General features: G+C 61.1%; 14 protein-coding genes. 4 read left to right on the top strand and 10 right to left on the bottom strand.

What is annotated here, in order from left to right:
• Window positions 1–154 precede the first annotated feature (154 nt).
• Window positions 155–1138 carry a helix-turn-helix domain-containing protein gene (locus PQQ86_RS02960; protein WP_408264816.1) on the top strand — a complete coding sequence of 328 codons (984 nt, stop codon included), beginning with the start codon at window positions 155–157 and terminating at the stop codon, window positions 1136–1138.
• 317 nt (window positions 1139–1455) lie between these two features.
• Here PQQ86_RS02960 and PQQ86_RS02955 read toward each other — a convergent pair whose 3' ends face one another.
• From PQQ86_RS02955 to PQQ86_RS02925, 7 genes are all read right to left on the bottom strand, one after another.
• Entirely contained in the window at window positions 1456–3231 is a 1776-nt protein-coding gene (locus PQQ86_RS02955; protein ID WP_408264814.1) for a tetratricopeptide repeat protein, read from the bottom strand.
• 152 nt (window positions 3232–3383) lie between these two features.
• Window positions 3384–5510: a S8 family serine peptidase gene (locus tag PQQ86_RS02950; RefSeq protein ID WP_408264812.1), complete on the bottom strand. Its 2127-nt coding sequence runs from the start codon at window positions 5508–5510 to the stop codon at window positions 3384–3386.
• Between the two features lie 390 nt (window positions 5511–5900).
• Window positions 5901–6203, bottom strand: a complete 303-nt coding sequence (locus PQQ86_RS02945; RefSeq protein WP_408264810.1) for a hypothetical protein — start codon at window positions 6201–6203, stop codon at window positions 5901–5903.
• An 873-nt stretch (window positions 6204–7076) separates the two neighbouring features.
• Window positions 7077–8561: an MFS transporter gene (locus tag PQQ86_RS02940; protein ID WP_408264808.1), complete on the bottom strand. Its 1485-nt coding sequence runs from the start codon at window positions 8559–8561 to the stop codon at window positions 7077–7079.
• A gap of 79 nt (window positions 8562–8640) precedes the next feature.
• A complete protein-coding gene (locus PQQ86_RS02935; protein WP_408264806.1) occupies window positions 8641–9885 on the bottom strand; it encodes a CaiB/BaiF CoA transferase family protein in 1245 nt (414 codons plus the stop codon).
• Window positions 9882–10859 carry a hydroxymethylglutaryl-CoA lyase gene (locus tag PQQ86_RS02930; protein WP_408264804.1) on the bottom strand — a complete coding sequence of 326 codons (978 nt, stop codon included), beginning with the start codon at window positions 10857–10859 and terminating at the stop codon, window positions 9882–9884. Before PQQ86_RS02930 ends, PQQ86_RS02935 begins: the two co-directional genes overlap by 4 nt.
• A 324-nt stretch (window positions 10860–11183) precedes the next feature.
• Window positions 11184–12077, bottom strand: a complete 894-nt coding sequence (locus tag PQQ86_RS02925) for a LysR family transcriptional regulator (RefSeq protein WP_408264802.1) — start codon at window positions 12075–12077, stop codon at window positions 11184–11186.
• 179 nt (window positions 12078–12256) lie between these two features.
• Here PQQ86_RS02925 and PQQ86_RS02920 point away from each other — a divergent pair, with 179 nt between their 5' ends.
• Window positions 12257–12904, top strand: a complete 648-nt coding sequence (locus PQQ86_RS02920) for a LysE family translocator (RefSeq protein WP_408264800.1) — start codon at window positions 12257–12259, stop codon at window positions 12902–12904.
• Window positions 12905–12951: 47 nt separating this feature from the next.
• Here PQQ86_RS02920 and PQQ86_RS02915 read toward each other — a convergent pair whose 3' ends face one another.
• Entirely contained in the window at window positions 12952–13854 is a 903-nt protein-coding gene (locus PQQ86_RS02915; protein WP_408264798.1) for a DMT family transporter, read from the bottom strand.
• Between the two features lie 63 nt (window positions 13855–13917).
• Between PQQ86_RS02915 and PQQ86_RS02910 the strand changes: the two genes are divergently transcribed.
• Window positions 13918–14835: a LysR substrate-binding domain-containing protein gene (locus tag PQQ86_RS02910; RefSeq protein WP_408264797.1), complete on the top strand. Its 918-nt coding sequence runs from the start codon at window positions 13918–13920 to the stop codon at window positions 14833–14835.
• 156 nt (window positions 14836–14991) lie between these two features.
• Window positions 14992–15780, top strand: coding sequence for a sulfite exporter TauE/SafE family protein (locus PQQ86_RS02905; RefSeq protein WP_408264795.1), 789 nt, complete (start codon window positions 14992–14994; stop codon window positions 15778–15780).
• 10 nt (window positions 15781–15790) lie between these two features.
• On the opposite strand, the gene PQQ86_RS02900 is transcribed toward PQQ86_RS02905, so the two are convergent.
• Both PQQ86_RS02900 and PQQ86_RS02895 read right to left on the bottom strand, forming a co-directional pair.
• Window positions 15791–16039 (bottom strand): hypothetical protein, encoded by a 249-nt coding sequence (locus PQQ86_RS02900; protein ID WP_097391412.1) that lies wholly within the window; start codon window positions 16037–16039, stop codon window positions 15791–15793.
• A 337-nt stretch (window positions 16040–16376) separates the two neighbouring features.
• Complete coding sequence (locus tag PQQ86_RS02895) at window positions 16377–16730, bottom strand: BON domain-containing protein (RefSeq protein ID WP_408264793.1); 354 nt, start codon at window positions 16728–16730, stop codon at window positions 16377–16379.
• Window positions 16731–16935 lie beyond the last annotated feature (205 nt).

Raw genomic sequence — 16935 nt, 5'->3', positions numbered from 1 at the left:
GCAGCCGCCGTGTTCGTGATCTTCGCGGACACGTGGCAGGAAGCCCGCATGCGTGCCCCGGATGGGCCGCTCCAACACTGCGACGTAAATTTTTTTTCGCATACACTGATCCGCACGAGGCTTTCGGGGAGCGCCAACAGAATCGGGAGAAGCTATGCAGGCGGTCAGTCAGACAAGCAGCGCCGTCGAGATTCGCTGTTGCCGGAACATCGATGAGCAGGCGATGTTGCTCGACGCGTGGAACCAGAGCTATTGCCAGATTTCGCGCGGCGACTTCGACGGCTCGGTGAGTTCGTTCGCCGCGGGCGGTGTGCGGGTGTTGGTGGAGCGGCTGAACCGCACGGTCTATCAACGCGGGCAGGTGGCGCGATCCAGGTTGGCCGTAGGGATTCCATTTCAACTCGAAGGGCATGCGCTGCTGTGCGGGCAGACAAGTCATCGTGACGGCCTGCATGTGTTTTCCGGCGATGGCGGGTTCGAGTTTTTATCGCCTGACAAGCATGTGGTGGTGAATCTGGAGATCGAGCCTGATGCGATTGGCGATCGTCTGCTGCGCTCGCAGCTCGATGGAATTGCGCTGCTGCTGGGCGCGAGGCCTGGCGTGTTGAATGTCGATCCTGCGAGATTGCAGGGCTTTCGCGAGGTACTGAAGCAATTGCTCGACGCCGTGGGTGCGACGCCGACTTTGCTTGATGATGCCGGCGTGGCGGCGTCGTTCGAGAAGTCGGTGATATTCGGTCTTGCCGATGCATTACAGGGAATGCGGGATGCGGATCCGCACGGGAATGTCGAAGCGCGTACCGCGCGGAACTGGCAACTCGTGCGTAGCGTTCGTGAGCTGGTGGAAGAGTCGCCCGATTGCCCGCTGTCCGTGGCCGAGTTATGTGCGCGGTTTCGCGCGAGTCGGCGCACTTTGCAGTATGCGTTTGAGGATACGGTTGGGGTGAATCCTTCAGCGTATGTACGTGCTGTTCGACTCGATCATGTGCGGCGTGAACTAAGCGCCGCTGCGTCTGTTACCGAAGTCGCTACGCGGTGGGGGTTTTGGCATTTCGGGAATTTTTCCAACGAGTATCGGGGGCAGTTTGGGGAGTTGCCATCGGAGACCTGGCGGCGCAGTAGGGCGCGCGCGGGTTGAAGAAAGCAGCTCAAACCGCTAATGCTAAGCGGGGGCCGTAGTTTGCCAGGGGTAGTGGTGCATCTGGAATTTGGGTTCGTGCACCTGCATACGCTAGTGACAAGGGCGTCATACTTCCGGCGGCGCTGCGCGCGCCGAAGAGTACTTCATAAAACCGATCGCTAGGGTTTGGCGTTCGAGTTTCGCTCAGCACCGTTGTATTGCTCTTTCCATTGCGCCGGTTCGCCTTCGTTGCAGCTCGTCACTTTCATGGCGTTACGACCAAAAAATGCCCGCGATTGCAGGCATTGTGAAACCAAAAGGTTGGGGGTGACGCATCAGCTATCACCGCACCAATCCCACAACGCGTCTCGTACTTCTTCGACAACTGGTTTCCATTCACCTAGCTCCCGTTGACGGAACAGACGCATGGACGGATACCAGGGGCTATCCGTGCGACCAGTCAGCCATCGCCATTCTGAATATGCAGGCAAAAGCACCCAGACAGGAAGGTTCGCCGCACCGGCAAGATGCGCGACGGACGTGTCAACAGTAATGAGTAGGTCTAGCGTCTCAAGTATGGCGAGCGTATCAGTGAAGTCTCCGATAGTCGGCCCAAGTGTGTGCAAATCGAACTCATCCGCCAAGGCTTCGCTGTCGCGCTCACGCTCGCCTTTCTGCACCGAAAACCACGTCGTCCCTGGATGCGAGAACAGAGGCCTGAGCGCTTCGATATTGATCGACCGGAACCGATCCAGAGCAGTGTAGGGACCACCCGCCCACACGACACCTATTCTCCGGTTTCTCTCTTGTGTCCCCAATGGCGAGACCGCATCAATCTGGACCTGCCAATGGTCAATTTTGTTCTGCGATGCCGCGATGTATTGCATAACGATGGGCAGCATTGGCAAGTCGAGTTTCATATGCTCTGGCATCCTTAACATATGACTCCAGTAGTCATAGGGTCCGGGTGGCTTACTGGTTAGAACTGACCGTACACCTTTCACGCTGGCTGCGATTCGAGCAATGGGCTCACTGACCAGCAGATCAACAATTGCACCCTGTTGATACAGCCATTCAGCGAATCGGATGAACTGGATTTCGTCGCCGCGCCCCTGCTCGCCAACGAGCAGGAAGCTGCAGCCGGCAATCGGTTCGCCATTCCATTCAGGAAAGCTCGGAAAAACGAGTGTGTGCCGTGCTAGCGCCGTTGTGTAATAGGTCTTGCGCCGCTGCCAGCCATTCTTATAATCACCTTGGCTCAATTCCAGGTTCGCAAGCTGAGATTGCATAGTTGGGTCATCTGGTGTGAGCCGTACCGCCTCCCTGCTGTGACCCATAGCTTCTAAAATCCTGCCGCGTACACTTAGGGAATGTGCAGCGTAGTGATGCAGCACGGCCCGGTGTGGATCGATGTCGAGCCCTTGGCAAGCAACACTTAGCATATCGCCGAAACGGTCAATTCTATACAGCACGAGACACAGTGCCTCTAGTGCATCGGCATTGACTGCCTGGCGGGTTCTGATCTGTTTAACCGTTTCGTCAAGCCGCGCGACTCGCTTGACTTTTGCCAACGCAGCAACCAGGTCAAGGCCGTCCTGAAGGGCAGACGGGTCAAGCGCCCAGGCGCGCAACCAGTAGTCCGCAGCATCATCGCTTTCGCCGAGTTCCGTACTGATACGCGCGACGGCGCGAATCGCATGATGCAAGCCCGGCTCTATCGAAATGGCCAGTTGGTACTGCTCTTTAGCCTCAGCGAGACGCCCTGACTGCCGCAGGCAGTCACCTAGGTTCCGATGAAGGCTGGCGGCGCTGCCTCCAAGGTAAAGCGCTCGACGATAGTACGCTTCGGCCTGCGCACCATCGTTCGCGAGCGCCGCGAGCAATCCATTCTGTTCGAGAATATCCACGCGGTCGGGAGCCGCAAGCGCGGCCCGGCCCATGAACTCACGCGCGCGCTCGGGCTTATTATCGAGAAAGCAGGCCAGTCCTGCGCAATGAAGCGCGTGCAAGTTCTGCGGTTGCAGGTCCAATATTCGGCCATATCCCTTTATAGCCTCCGCCAGATTTTGTTCGGCAAAGTACGCGTCAGCGTGCGAGACAAGATCGTCCACGTTTAGGTCCGCATCACCTGTATTGATAGGGGGAGTTCTTTGCATCTATAGCGATCGCATACGTTAATCAGTAGTCCGTCGATCGGGACGGAGACACGCCCTTACGATCCTTATCTGCGATCCAAGGGGGGCGTGCTTCTCGAACAACTGGATTATTTTGTGTAGGTAGCCAGAATGGCGGCATCCGTGAGGTTCGAATTAGGGTTCACTGTGCCGTAGTAAGTCCCTGGCGCCGGGTTGGAAACGGTGCAGGTGGCGGCTCCGCCTCTCACGAAGACGGACTGGCAATCCGCATTACGTGTCGTAGGTGAGTTGGCTCTGAGATACAGCGTGCCAAGGTCACTGTAAGACGCAGGTGACAGGGTAAATGTCAGCGTTTTTACACCCGCCGGAACGTCCAGAGAGAAAAACCGCGGGATGAAGTAATTCGCCGAGAACTTCACTGGAATATTGGAACTCAGTTCGGTTGCAGCGGGAGCAATGACCGTAAAGGGCCTCGACAACCTGCTAACGGCGCCCGTGCTGTCCGTGACCGTCAGTGTGATGTTGTAGGTGCCCGGATATTCGTAGTCGTAGTATGGGTTCACTGATTGCGTGCGCACCATATCATTAGGATCACCAAAGCCCAGGTTCCAGGCCCACGACTTGATCGACGCAACACCTCTCGAGGTAGACCGGTCTGTGCATGTCACCAGCATCCCCGCTGCGCTCTGCGAGCATTGGAAATCCGCCGCTGCTGGAATTTCGCCAGCCTTTGCGGCAGTAACTGTCGCCGTTGCATCCAGAATGCCCGAGCCCAGCGGCTGATCTGGCTGTTTCAGGAACCGCTGCGCGTGCCGCGTGATTAGAGTTCGCATTTCTGCAGCGCTTAGCGGCGTCGGTGCGACGGACTTTACAAGCGCGACGACCCCGCTAACCATCGGCGTAGCCATCGATGTGCCGGACATGTACGCGTAACTTTCAGCGCCCAACGACGACGTACCAGCGTTATAGGTCGAGTAAATGTTGGTGCCCGGCGCGGCAACATCAACTATCGGCCCATAGTTAGAGTCCGAAGCCCGCGAGCCATCTGGCTGGGTATTTCCAACAGCAATGACTCCGCGACAATTAGCGGGCTGGTTATTCATTGCGTCGGCGTTATTGTTCCCGGCAGCAACGACGACGATTACACCATGACTGGTTGCGTAGTCAATTGAGTCCTGAAACGCTCTTGAACACTGACCTGCAGCGCTGAGGCTTGCGTTAATTACGTTCACCGGGTGGGGATTGATATCAAAGCCCGGAACCGGGCCACCAGAAGCCCACAGCATTGCGTCCGAAGAACTGGAAAGCAAGCCAGTCCCACAATCGTTCAACGTGCGCGCGGAGATAATTTTTGCCGACGGGGCAACGCCCGCAATGCCGATGCTGTTATTTGTGACAGCGGCCATGATGCCTGCGACGTGAGTGCCGTGATACGAGATTTGGCACTTTCCGTTTCCAATGCCTGGATTGGAACCACCCGGTGGACCAAGAAAGGTAAAGTCGTAACCATACGGCAGGATATTCGCGTTCAGGTCGTTATGACTTGTTACGCCGTTATCGACCAATCCAATAGTGACTCCCGCGCCTGTCGCAATGGTCCACGCACTGGCCGCGCGAATCCCTACATTGGACTGGCCGGGGTCCAGGTTCGAGAAAAGCCCCCATTGCACGTTATAGAACGGATCATTTGGCGCGGAGTTGATGGATACAGGCACGTCCGGTTCCACATACTCCACGTCGGGATCAGAAGCGATAGCGCGCATGAATGCCTTCGCTTCCCTGGCGTTCAGTTTGCGCTCCGTTGTAATCACGTCCGAGCCGACACCCATGCGACGCAAATGGTGTGCCTTCGAGGGAAAGGCACCTGCAAGCCGGTCGAGTCTTGACTGCACCGCAGTCGTTGACCCGCCCTCAATAGTGCCCGATTTGTACTTGACGATGAAACGATCAACTGAAGCGTCCGACGACAACCCGCTCGCGTTCATCTTCAGCGACATGGCTAAAGGTAGGGTTGTCGATTTCGCCGCCAGAGCCGCCGTCGCCTCCAGGCTCTGAGGTGCTGTGGCAGTCGTTGACGGCGTAGCGGTCGAAGTTGAATCGCTACCGCCATTTCCACCGCATGCCGCAAGTGCAAACGAGATACAGGCAGCACTCGCAAACACTCGATATGTCTCTGCTTTCCACCGTTGGGGACTGCTGCCTCCGACGGCTTCGCGGGGAAATGCCCGCTCGTTTTCTCGTCTCGTCTTTTGCATATTTCTTGCACCTTGTACGGCCAGTAAAAGGATTGCCCCTGTTTTTTATCTTTGATGCTGCAGCCTTAGTCGCGACCGCTTTCCGACCTTTTGCGCAACGTCGGCGCAGGTCATATCTCTATCCTCGGAAAACTCTCAGCGAACGATGAGCAGCGACGCGCATGTGCTACGACGTTTCACCGCCTGTAATCAGCGCGTTAGCGTTGCAATCGTTCTTAGTGCATGAGCCTAAATAGCGGGGGCGAGCGGGGCCATCAGAGATGTCTATTTATTCACAGGGAAAATTCGCCGGAGCGTGTACGACTGCTGGTGTGTCGTTGAGGAAATAAAAAAGACGCGAGCAATTTCGCGCCTTCTTCGTTGTTGCGGCGTGGTGGCCGCTATTGCTGGTTAGTGCTGCACGACTTCCGGCTGCTCACCGACCCTCGCGGCAGGTCCTGTCCGCACCGACTTGCGCGTCGCTGTCATACTCGGCTCTGCGTCGGCCCAAGCTTCCCCTGCCGCCTGTGCGGCTTCGGAAAGCAGCTTCGCCGCGACGCTGGCCGTGATGCGACTGTGAGGAATCCCCTTGGCGTCGAGTGCGATCACCTGGTACAGCTCGCGATCGCATTCAACCTCCCGCTCATACCCCTCGGCAGTTTCAACCAGCAGTTCCAATAGCGCCTTCTGGCTTTGCCGCTCCATCCCTGTCATCGAAGGACTCCTGCATATTGAGGCCGCAAGAATAGCCAGTCTCCTGAGTTGGTCCAGCTGCCGGCCGCACAAATTGTGCGCCGATAGCGCTAGTTTTTCGTACTGGAGAGCGTCAACAGGGAGACGTGTTGCGGGTTGGGTCTTTTTAGTGGCTTTGCTCATGGTGCGATTTCCGGTTCGTTCCTGAATCGCCCGACACGCACTTACAGATGGGTGAGCGGGCACGTAGCAAGGTTGACGGACCGGGTGATGCACCAAACCGGCGAGCCTCGCGGCTCCCTCACGACTGCCCGCCCATAGAAAAGGCGCACATAGGTGAGCACCACCCGCTTTCACGGGCAGTGCGGTGCATCACAACGGGCCGTCAAACCCGCGCCGTTTTGTCTAACGGCAGGAACAATGTAAATCACCTATTTTTTGGGACGATCAACCAAACAGGCTAAACGCGCAAATTATAACTAATCTTTACATTTGCCCCGCGAGCGACACATCAAGGAAAAGCCAACGCCATAGGCAAACGGACCAGAAGGGGAACTCGACTCCGCAGGCAAACAGTCAACCATGCACCGCACACGCAAAAAGACCAAATTCCCTCCCATAAACCCAAAATTCAGCGCACACTATCTAACTGCTCCCTCTCGGAGCGATAAAAGCCTACTGGGGAGCCCATCATGGCAAAAGGTCAAATGCGCAGTAACCGCGAAGTAAAGAAACCGAAGCAGGCCAAGAAACCCACACCGGCCACGACGCCGTCGGGCGCACCCCCGATCCGCGTAGCGCCAACCGTTTCGGCAACGCCAAAGAAACACTAAGGCAGCGCCAACCGAGCAGCAAGCCCGCCCCGCCAGGCGGGCCTCGAGCATCCACAAAGCACTACCTCGAAATATCCTCCAGCGCGACATCCCGCGTCTTCGGCCCAAGCGTTCCAATGGCCAGCATCACGATCATCATCGCCCCCGAAATAAACACAAACACCCCATTCACGCCAAAGCGGTTCAGGCATCCCGCAATCACAAACGCGGAAAACATCGCCGAAATCCGGCTCCACGAATAAACAAACCCCACTGCCCTTGCTCGAATACTGGTCGGAAACAGCTCGGCCTGATAGGCGTGATAGCTATAAGAAATAATGTTGCCCGCCAGCACCAGGCACACGCCCAAACTCACGAGCAATACCGTCTCTCGCGCCTGGCTGAACAGCAACCCGCACACGACGTTCACCGCCGCCATGCAGATAATCACCGTCTTACGCTCGAAGCGGTCGGCAATCAACATCCCCAGCAACGGTCCAAGAGGCGCCGCAATCGCAATGATGCTCGCGTACATCAAACTCGTCGTGACAGTAATGCCCTGCTTGATCAGCAACGTCGGAATCCAGTTCGCGAAGCCGTAATAACCCATCGTCTGGAACACGTGGAAGATGATCAGCATCAGCGTGCGCTTGCGATACGGCGGCACCAGCAGATCGCGAAACGCCGCACGCGCGCGCACCGGTTCAGGCAACGCCGGCTCCGGCAAAGGCCGTCCATATTCTCGTTCCACGCGTGCTTCGAGTCGCTTCATCACGGCGTCGGCTTCCTCGATGCGGCCCTTCTGTGCGAGCCAGCGTGGGCTCTCCGGCAAACGCAAACGAATCCACCACACCACGATTGCACCCACTACGCCGGTCAGCACGACCAGGCGCCAGCCGTCGAGGCCGAAGTAACGGTGCGGCACCAGCAAATACGATAGAAACGCGACGATCGGTACCGCGCAAAAACCGACCGCCTGTGAAAAGGCCGATGCGCGCCCCCGCACATGCTTCGGCACGAGTTCGGAAATGTACGTACCGATCGTCACGATCTCCACGCCGATGCCGATCCCCGCGATGAAGCGCCAGAGATTGAGCCCAAGCGCCGTGTCCTGGAACGCCATGATGATGTTGGCCGCGGTGTACCACAGCAGCGACCATGTGAAGATCGCGCGCCGCCCGAAACGGTCGGCGAGAAAACCGCATGCGGCCGTGCCGATGAACAGGCCCGCGAATAACGCCGCGATGAAGCTCGCCACACCGCTGGTGCCGAACAGACCGTGCGTCGTCGCGGTGAGGATGCCGCTGCGTACGAGGCCCGGTGCGATGTAGCCGGAGAACATCAGGTCGTAGAGTTCGAAGAAGAGGCCGAGGCTCAGCAGCATTACCAGTTGCCAGACGGAACGCGTGGCGGGCAAGCGGTCGAGCCGCGCGGAAATGCGCGCGCCTTCCAGCGCGATCTCTTCAGCACGGCCGGCGGCCGATGCACCAGCGCCTGAGGGCAAACCACCCAGCGTGCCGGCATCGCCGACCACTGTCGCATACACCGCATGATTCGACGATTTCATCGTCTGTCTCCGTGATTTCCGGTCTGACGCCGGATGAGATTGATTGACTACGTTTAACGCATCGAGCGCAGCGCTACCTTCACGCAGCTTCTCGCGGCGTCTGCGCCACGCCGCCGCCCAACGCCGTGATCTGCGCTTCGTCGTAGCCCAAACTGCGCAGCACGTCGGCGGTGTGCTCACCGATCTTTGCGATAGGCGCGCGCGGTTGCAGACGAGCGCCATCCATCGAAATGGGCAGCAAGGGCATCGCGGTTTCGCTTCCGTCATCGAGCGTCAATCGCGCGAGGCCGCCGCTCTCATTCAGATGCGGATCGTCGAACAGGTCCTCGGGTTTCGTGATCGACGCGAAGGGAATGTGGTCACGTTCGAACTGCGGCACGAGCGCCGCGCCTTCGAAGCAGCTCAAGGTTTCACCGAGCGTCTGCAGCAACCACTCGCGCGCCAGCACGCGGTCGTTGTTAGTCGCGAGGCGCGGGTCGGCCAACAGGTCCGCGCGACCGAGAATCGCGCACAACGCGCGCCACTGTCCATCGCCGGTCGCAGCGATGAACATCTGCTCGTCGTTGGCAAGCCTGAACACATCGTAGACGGCCCATGCGCTGATGCGTTCGGGCATCGGCGCAGCGGGCACGCCAGTCGCGGCGAATTGCTGCATGTGTTGCGCGGAAAGCAGCACGCAGTTTTCGAAGAGCGCGCTCTGCACTTCCTTGCCGCGTCCGCTCGTATGCCGTTCGTGCAGCGCGGCAAGCACGCCGATCGCGCCGAACATGCCGCCCATGATGTCGTTGACCGAACTGCCCGCGCGCAACGGCCGGCCTACCGGTCCCGTCATGTAGGCGAGGCCGGCCATCATCTGCACGACTTCGTCCAGAGCGAGCCGGTGTTCGTACGGACCGTTAAGGAAGCCTTTGTGCGAGACATAGATCAGCCTGGGATTGCGTTCACGAAGCGACGCGTAATCGAGGCCCAGGCTCGCCATGCGCCCCGGCTTGAAATTCTCGACGAACACATCCGCGGTATCGACCAGCTTATGCAGCGCGGCCAGTCCCGCTTCCGTATCGAGATCGAGGGCAACACTCTTCTTGTTGCGATTGAAGGTACGAAAAAAACCCGCGCCGGTGCCGAGCAAACGGCGTGTACCGTCACCACGCGGCGGCTCGACCTTGATAACTTCAGCACCGAGGTCGCCAAGAATCATCCCGCAAGTCGGCCCCATCACCATATGCGACAACTCGATCACGCGGATGCCCGCAAGCGGCAACGCGCCCTGTTGCTCCGAAGGAGCAGGTGCAGAAGAAGCAGCCGTAGAAGAAACTGAAGTCATTGCAACACCCGTGATTCGGAAGGTTCAAAACGTTGAGCAGCGGCACTGAACTGCTTCGGCAAACCGGCACGCGCCAGATAGCCGTACAGCGGTTCGCCGGGGAGCGCGTCGGCGAGAATGTCGCGCGACGCGATGAGTCGGGTGAGATCGATGCCGGTGTCGTAACCCATGCTGTCGAGCATGAACACGAGGTCTTCGGTGTTCACGTTGCCGGTCGCGCCGGGCGCATGCGGACAACCACCGAGGCCGGCCAGCGACGCGTCGAATTCACGGATGCCGTGCTGCAGCGCGATCAGCGTATTCGCGAGACCAAGGCCGCGCGTGTCGTGGAAATGCAGCGAGCGCAGCTTGCTGCCCGCGACCTCTCGCACCAGTTCGATGATCTCGCCGACCTGGCGCGGCGTCGCTTCGCCGGTGGTGTCGCCAAGCGCGATGACATCGGCGCCCGCCTGCAACGCGGCGCGCGCAATCGCGGCGATATCGGCGTAGGGCACCGCGCCTTGCAACGTGCAGCCGAACACCGTCGACAATCCGGCGATCAATTCGACGCGTCGCACGTTCGCACTGGCCGCGCCGTCGATCAGTTCGCGCATCGCGGCAAATGACTCGATCATCTCGACTGGCGTCTTGCGAACATTGGCAAGGCTATGCGCCGCGCTCACCGAAATCGGCGCGACGATCCGATGCACGCCGGATTCGAGCGCACGTTGCGCGCCCTTCAGGTTCGGCACCAATGCCGTCACGATCAGATCTTTGTAGGTGAGCGCGTGGGCGATCACTTCGTCGGCGTCGGCCATTTGCGGCAACAGTTTGGCCGGCACGAACGACGCGACTTCCATATGTCGCACGCCGGCGGCATATGCGGCGTCGATCCAGCGCCGCTTGAACTCGGTGGGCATTGTGCGTGCGATGCTTTGCAGGCCGTCGCGCATGCCGACTTCGGTCACGACGACGCACTCCTGGGTGTCACTCATGGTCTTGAATCCCGGTCTTGAATCTTGCGTGGAATGCGGGAAATGAAGCCGCTGAGTGACAGCGTGCCCGCGCGCGGCCGTGCCGCAAAGTCTGCGTTGACGACGCACTCCATCGCCGCCCGCGATGGCGGCAGTGGCATGCGGGACGGGCGTGCGCCGTCGCAAAGGGGAAACCCTTAAGGGCTTTTCAGAGGATGCAGCGCGGCCGCTGAAAGGGTGTCGCGAGTGCGTGCGGAGGACGTCGGGATGACTCTGAGGGGATTTGGAGCGGGGACGTTGAGCGAGCCTCCAGATCGTTCGTCAGAGGCAGCCAGGAGCCCACGCTCAAACCGAACACAGCAGATGGTCGAGTAAATGCGACGCCGTCAGCGTCAGCGCCTTGCGGTCGCGCATGCAGATCACGAAGCGCCGCTCGGCCCATGCTTCGCGCAAGGGCACAGCGACGATGCCGTATTCGTCAGCCGCATGTTTGGGCAGCGCCTCGCTCGGCAGGATCGCCACGGCAAGGCCTGCCTGGATAAAACGATAGGCGGCATCGAAGGTCGACACATAGGTTCGATAGCTGAGCTCGCTGCCTTTTTCCACGGCAATGCGTTGCATCAGCGCATTCACCGATGCATTCGATGCGAGTCCGAGATGATCGAACGCCAGGGTCTGCTCGAAGCCAACCGCAGTTTCACCGGCCAGCGGATGATCGCGCGGCACGATCAGCGCGAGATGATCAGAGCGATACGGCAGCACATCGAGGCTGCCCATCGGCACCACATCGCGGCAGATGCCGAGATCGGCCACGCCCTCTTCCAGACCGCGCACGATCTCGGCGCTGACACGCTCTTCGACATCGACGCGAACCTGCGGATTGGCCTTCAGAAACACCGACAGCGCCTCGGGCAGAAACTCGACCATCGACGACACATTCGCCAGCACCCGCACATGACCTCGTGCACCAGCCGCGTATTCGCTGAGCTCGGCTTGCAAGCGTTCGTGGCCGCGCATGATGAGCCGTGCGTGCCTGAGCAGTGCCTCGCCGGCGGCGGTCGCGCGCACGCCGCGCTGGCTGCGCGAGAGCAGCGCGACGTCGACCAGCGCTTCGAGATCGGCGAGCCGCTTGCTGACCGCGGACGGCGCGATGAACTCGCGTTCGGCCGCCCGCGCGATCGTGCCTTCCTCGCAGACGGCGATGAACAAGCGCAACGTTACCTGATCGATTTGCCACATGAACGGGCGCGCCCTGGATGTTTGAAGTGGGAAAATTATGCCCGAGGAAGGCGGCGGCCAAGTCCATCCCAGGGTATGCACGGCCTGCCCGCTGGTGGGCATCGTCGACCGCGCGCCGGGTTGTAGAGGTTGATCGTGTGGCAAACTGCGCAATCAGAACAACCCAGCAAGGCTTGCCCATGTCCACCGCCAGTCTCTTCGTCACCTCCGCAGGCGTCGGCCTCGCGATAGCCGCACCGGTCGGCCCGATGGGCATGCTATGCATCCGCCGCACGCTGACGGGCGGTCCGCGCGCGGGGCTCGCAATCGGCTTCGGCATTGCGACCGGCGATGCTGTTTACGGTCTGATCGCGGCGCTCGGCCTGGTCGGCATTTCGCAGTTCATGCTCGCCTACGACCGGCCCTTGCATCTGCTCGCCGGTCTGTTTCTGCTTTATCTCGGCGTGCGTACGCTGCTGCAAAAAGCGCCCACCGACGCCGCCAACGGCAACGGCAACGGCGACACCAAGCTTGCACAGGTAGGCCGCGCCGGCGCACTGCGCGCGTATGCGAGTTCATTGCTGCTCACGCTGACCAACCCGCAAACCGTCATCATGTTTGCCGCGCTGTTCACAACGCTCGCGCCGCGTGGCGCGTTTTCATCGAGCATCGCGTTGACCACCGTCGGCGGCGTGTTTTGCGGTTCGATCGCGTGGTGGTGTTTTCTCGTGACCGTGGTGTCGCTCGCGCGCCATGCGATCGGCAGCAAACTGCGCGTCGCGATCGACCGGATCGTCGGTATCACGCTCGCGGCGTTCGGTATCGTCGAGATTCGCCGCGCGCTCTGAAGAGGGTTAGCGGGGCCGCAAGGGCGCTCAACGATGCGCCTTCTGACTCACGAGCGACCCCGCAACGCCACGAACACCACACCGGCAATCGCCATCAATCCACCGCATAGCGTCGCAAGCCCCGGACGCTCTCCGGTCAACACAGCGGACAACCCCGTCGCCACCGCAGGCGTCAGATACAGGAAATTGGCCGCGCGCGCCGCGCCGAAATAGCCCAGCGCGAACGTCCACGTTGCATAACCCAGTGCCGCCGGAAATACACCGAGCACCAGCACCGCCTGCAACGTGCCGTGCGGCGCACTGACAAGCGAACTCAACGCGCCCGGCAGCCACGGCGTCAGCAATACCGCCCCTGCCAGCAACGTGTAGGCGGTGCACGTCAACGCCCCGTAGACCGGAATCAGGCGCCGCTGCAGCACGAAGTAGCTCGCCGAACACAGCGCCGCGCCGAGGATCAGCGTACTGCCCGCGCCGAGCGTCAGGCCGCCTGGCTGACCCCGCGCAATCACCGCGATGCCGGCGAGACTGACTAACGAACCGAGCCATCCCCAACGATTAAATCGCTCGCCGAGAAACACGGCTGCCAGCAGCGCCGTGAAAATCGGCAGCGTATTGACGATGAAACTCGCCGCGCCTGGCGCGACCGTTTTTTCGCCGGTGTTGAGCAGCGCGTTGTAAAGCGCGATGCCGAGAAAACCGCACAGCGCAAAACGCAGACCGTCGCGCCATGTCGGCAATGGCGGCCGCCGGTAGGCAAGCCATGCGATCACCAGCAGCACCGCGGTAGCGAAACGCGCTGCCGCCAAGGGCAAAGGCGCCAAACCCTGCAAACCGATGCGAATAAATGGAAAGGCGGACGCCCACGACACGATGGTGAAGGCGACCGCGCCTGCCGCCAGCAACGGCTGCCGCGCCGAACGGGGCGATGGGGACGAAGTGAGTGTGTTCATGCGCAGATGGTGCCGCGCCGCGAGCTGCTAAGCTAGCGCACAAATGAACATCATGATGTGAATATGGCTCACACCTCCTCACCGACCTCGTTGGCGCGGCCGCCGCTCGCGAGCCTCGAAACCGTCTGCGCCGTCGCCCGCGAGGGCTCGTTTGTCGCCGCTGCCGAGGTCGCCGGATTGACGCACGGCGCGATCAGCCGACGGGTGGCCGCGGTCGAAAACTGGCTCGGCATGACCTTGTTCGAACGCCATGCGCGCGGCGTGCGGCTGACGCCGGACGGGCAACGCTTCGTCGGTCGTATCGAACAGGCGTTCGGCATCATCGACAGCGCGGCGGATCAGTGGCGCTCACCGCGCAGCCCGCAACTGGTCAAGCTGAGCGTGGTGCCCGCGTTCGCCAAACTGTGGTTCTTCGAGCGCCAGGCGGCATTCGAGAGCGCTACCCCGGCGCTGCGCATCCAGCTCGATATCGACCATCGCAACGTGGACATCGCCGGCGGCGAAGCGGATCTGGCGATTCGCTACGGGCGCGGCAGTTGGCGTCAGCTCGAGGTCAAACCTTTCCTGCCGGAGACGCTCTATCCGGTCGCGCATCCCGCGCTCGCCGCACGCATCGCGAAGCAGCGGCACAAACAGGGCGATGCGGCGCTGCTCGATGTGCCGCTGCTGCACGACTCGGATGTGACCGGCTGGCGCGCGTGGTTCGATGCGCTGGCTATTCCGCTGAAGCCGCGCGCCCAGGACCGGCGCTTCGAAGACTACACACTGGTGCTAGCCGCCGCCGAAGCGGGACTCGGCGTGGCGCTGGCGCGCGTGCCGTTCGCCGATGCGTATCTGCGCAAAAGCGGCCTCGTGCGGGTGAGCCGCCACGAAGTCGACTCGCCGCTGACTTATTACTTCGTGCATGCAAAGGGCGAGAGCCGGCCCGAAGTGCTGGCGCTGATCAACCGGATGCAGGCAGGGCAGCAGGGCGTGTCGTAGCAACTTCGTACGCAAGCGCGGCAGTTTTGCGACAATAGCGGCTTTCGCCGCGCCGTCGCGGGCCTGTCGCCGGGATGCGCCGGCGCTCGAAAGCAAACGCGCGCCGGCCTTGCCGTCTAACCTATCCAACCCACCCGGCCGTCAGCGGTCTGCTCAATGGCTCTTCCCCATATCGATCTGCTGTACTCCGTCTCCGGCCTGTTCGTCGGCTTTCTGGTCGGCCTGACGGGTGTCGGCGGCGGCTCGCTGATGACGCCGATCCTGGTCCTGCTGTTCAACGTGCATCCGGCTACCGCGGTCGGCACCGATCTGCTGTACGCGGCCGCCACCAAGGCGACCGGCACGCTGGTGCACGGCCTGAAAGGCTCCGTCGACTGGCAGATCACCCTGCGCCTCGCGGCCGGCAGCGTACCGGCGGCGACCATCACCTTGATCCTGCTGCATCGGTACGGGATGGACACGCCGGGCGCGAGCCGGCTGATCCAGATCGTGCTCGGCGCCGCGTTGCTGGTCACGGCCGTAGCGCTGATCTTCCGCCCGCAACTCGCGGCGCTCGGCGCGCTCCGACAGCGTGCGCCGAGGCAAGGGCGTACGCTCGCGCTCACCATGCTGACCGGCGCGGTGCTGGGCGTGCTGGTGTCGCTGACGTCGGTAGGCGCGGGCGCCATTGGCGTGACGGTGTTGTTGCTGCTGTATCCGTTGCTGCCGACCACGCGCATCGTCGGCTCCGATATTGCGCACGCGGTGCCGCTCACGCTGCTGGCGGGCGCCGGTCATTGGCTGCTGGGCTCGGTCGACTGGTCGATGCTGCTGTCGCTGCTGGTGGGATCATTGCCGGGCATCGCGATCGGCAGTTATCTGTCGTCGCGCGCACCGGACGCGCTACTGCGCAACGTGCTCGCCGCCACGCTCACGCTGGTCGGCGTGCGCCTCGTGCTGTCATGAAGCAGCCACGCTATTTGAAAAACCGGCAGGTCAGATCAGTCTCGAACTGCCGGACCCATTGACCGTGATGGTCGTGATATGACTGCGCCCAACCGCCGCGCCGAACCGTGACAAGGCGCTCGTGTGCGGCATCGCCCGGGTCCGGGCAGGCGCTGATGTCAAAATGCGCCGGCGCAAACCCATGCCGCGCACATACCAGTTCGAAAGCCGCCCGATCGCTGATCGGCAGATCGGTATAACGCAAATGCGTGGTTTCCATGGCGTTGACTCCGGTTCCGCTTGCATCACAGTACGCTTCGCGCCGCGTCGATAGTGTGTCACAGCGCACAGACGGGCTGTTGCGGCGCCGGCGTTCAGCCCGGTACTGGCTGACTCATCATCACCGCTTCAAAAATCACCGCTACGAAAAATAAAGCGAAAAAAAGGGCTCCGGGTATTCGCTGGAACCCTCGCACTGGCATGCATCACGATGGCGCATAACGCGATGTCGAATCGCATGCACCTCCTGTTGCAGCCTTTCGCGCCTGGCGGCGCCTCGTGCGCTTGTTGCAAGCCGCTTATGCAGGCCGCTTATCGCGGCCTGCTTTGCAACCGTATTACTGCTGCACAACGGTCAGCTTGTTCGTCACCGACGTCACGCCGGCGACGCCCTTGGCCGCTTCACCGGCAGCGTCGATCTGGCCTTGGTCAGGCACCGAACCCGTCAGCGTCACTGCACCGCCACGAGCACGCACGGCGATGTTCGAGACGTCGATGCCTTTCGCCTTAGCGAGCGCGCCGCGCACCTTGCGACCCAGCTGGCTATTGGCCTTCTTGCCGGCCTTGGCGCTTGCAGCCGGCGCTGCGGTCGTGCCCGTAGCCGTTGCATCGCTTGCCTGAGCGTACACATTGCACGCCACCACCATTGCCACAACCGAGCCCAGCGTTTTCAGAAAACCGACCGATTTCATAGTTTCTATTCTCCTTAGCTACACATTGGACCGCATGTACAAGCGGCTTCGTTACGACTACCGGCGGCCATTCGGGACGCGACAACGCGCGGCTCAGCGACGGCCGACTATGCTGCGACACGGTGTGCGAGAGGCGAGAGAGGCCGGCTGCCGTTAGTCGCATGCGATGCCACGCATGCAATGCGGTACGGGAGCCGGCAAGCCG

The sequence above is a fragment of the Paraburkholderia sediminicola genome, assembly GCF_046026675.1.
Classification (GTDB): domain Bacteria; phylum Pseudomonadota; class Gammaproteobacteria; order Burkholderiales; family Burkholderiaceae; genus Paraburkholderia; species Paraburkholderia sediminicola_F.
The sequence above is the reverse complement of the archived record's forward strand: the minus strand, read 5'-3'. Positions and strand labels throughout refer to the sequence as shown.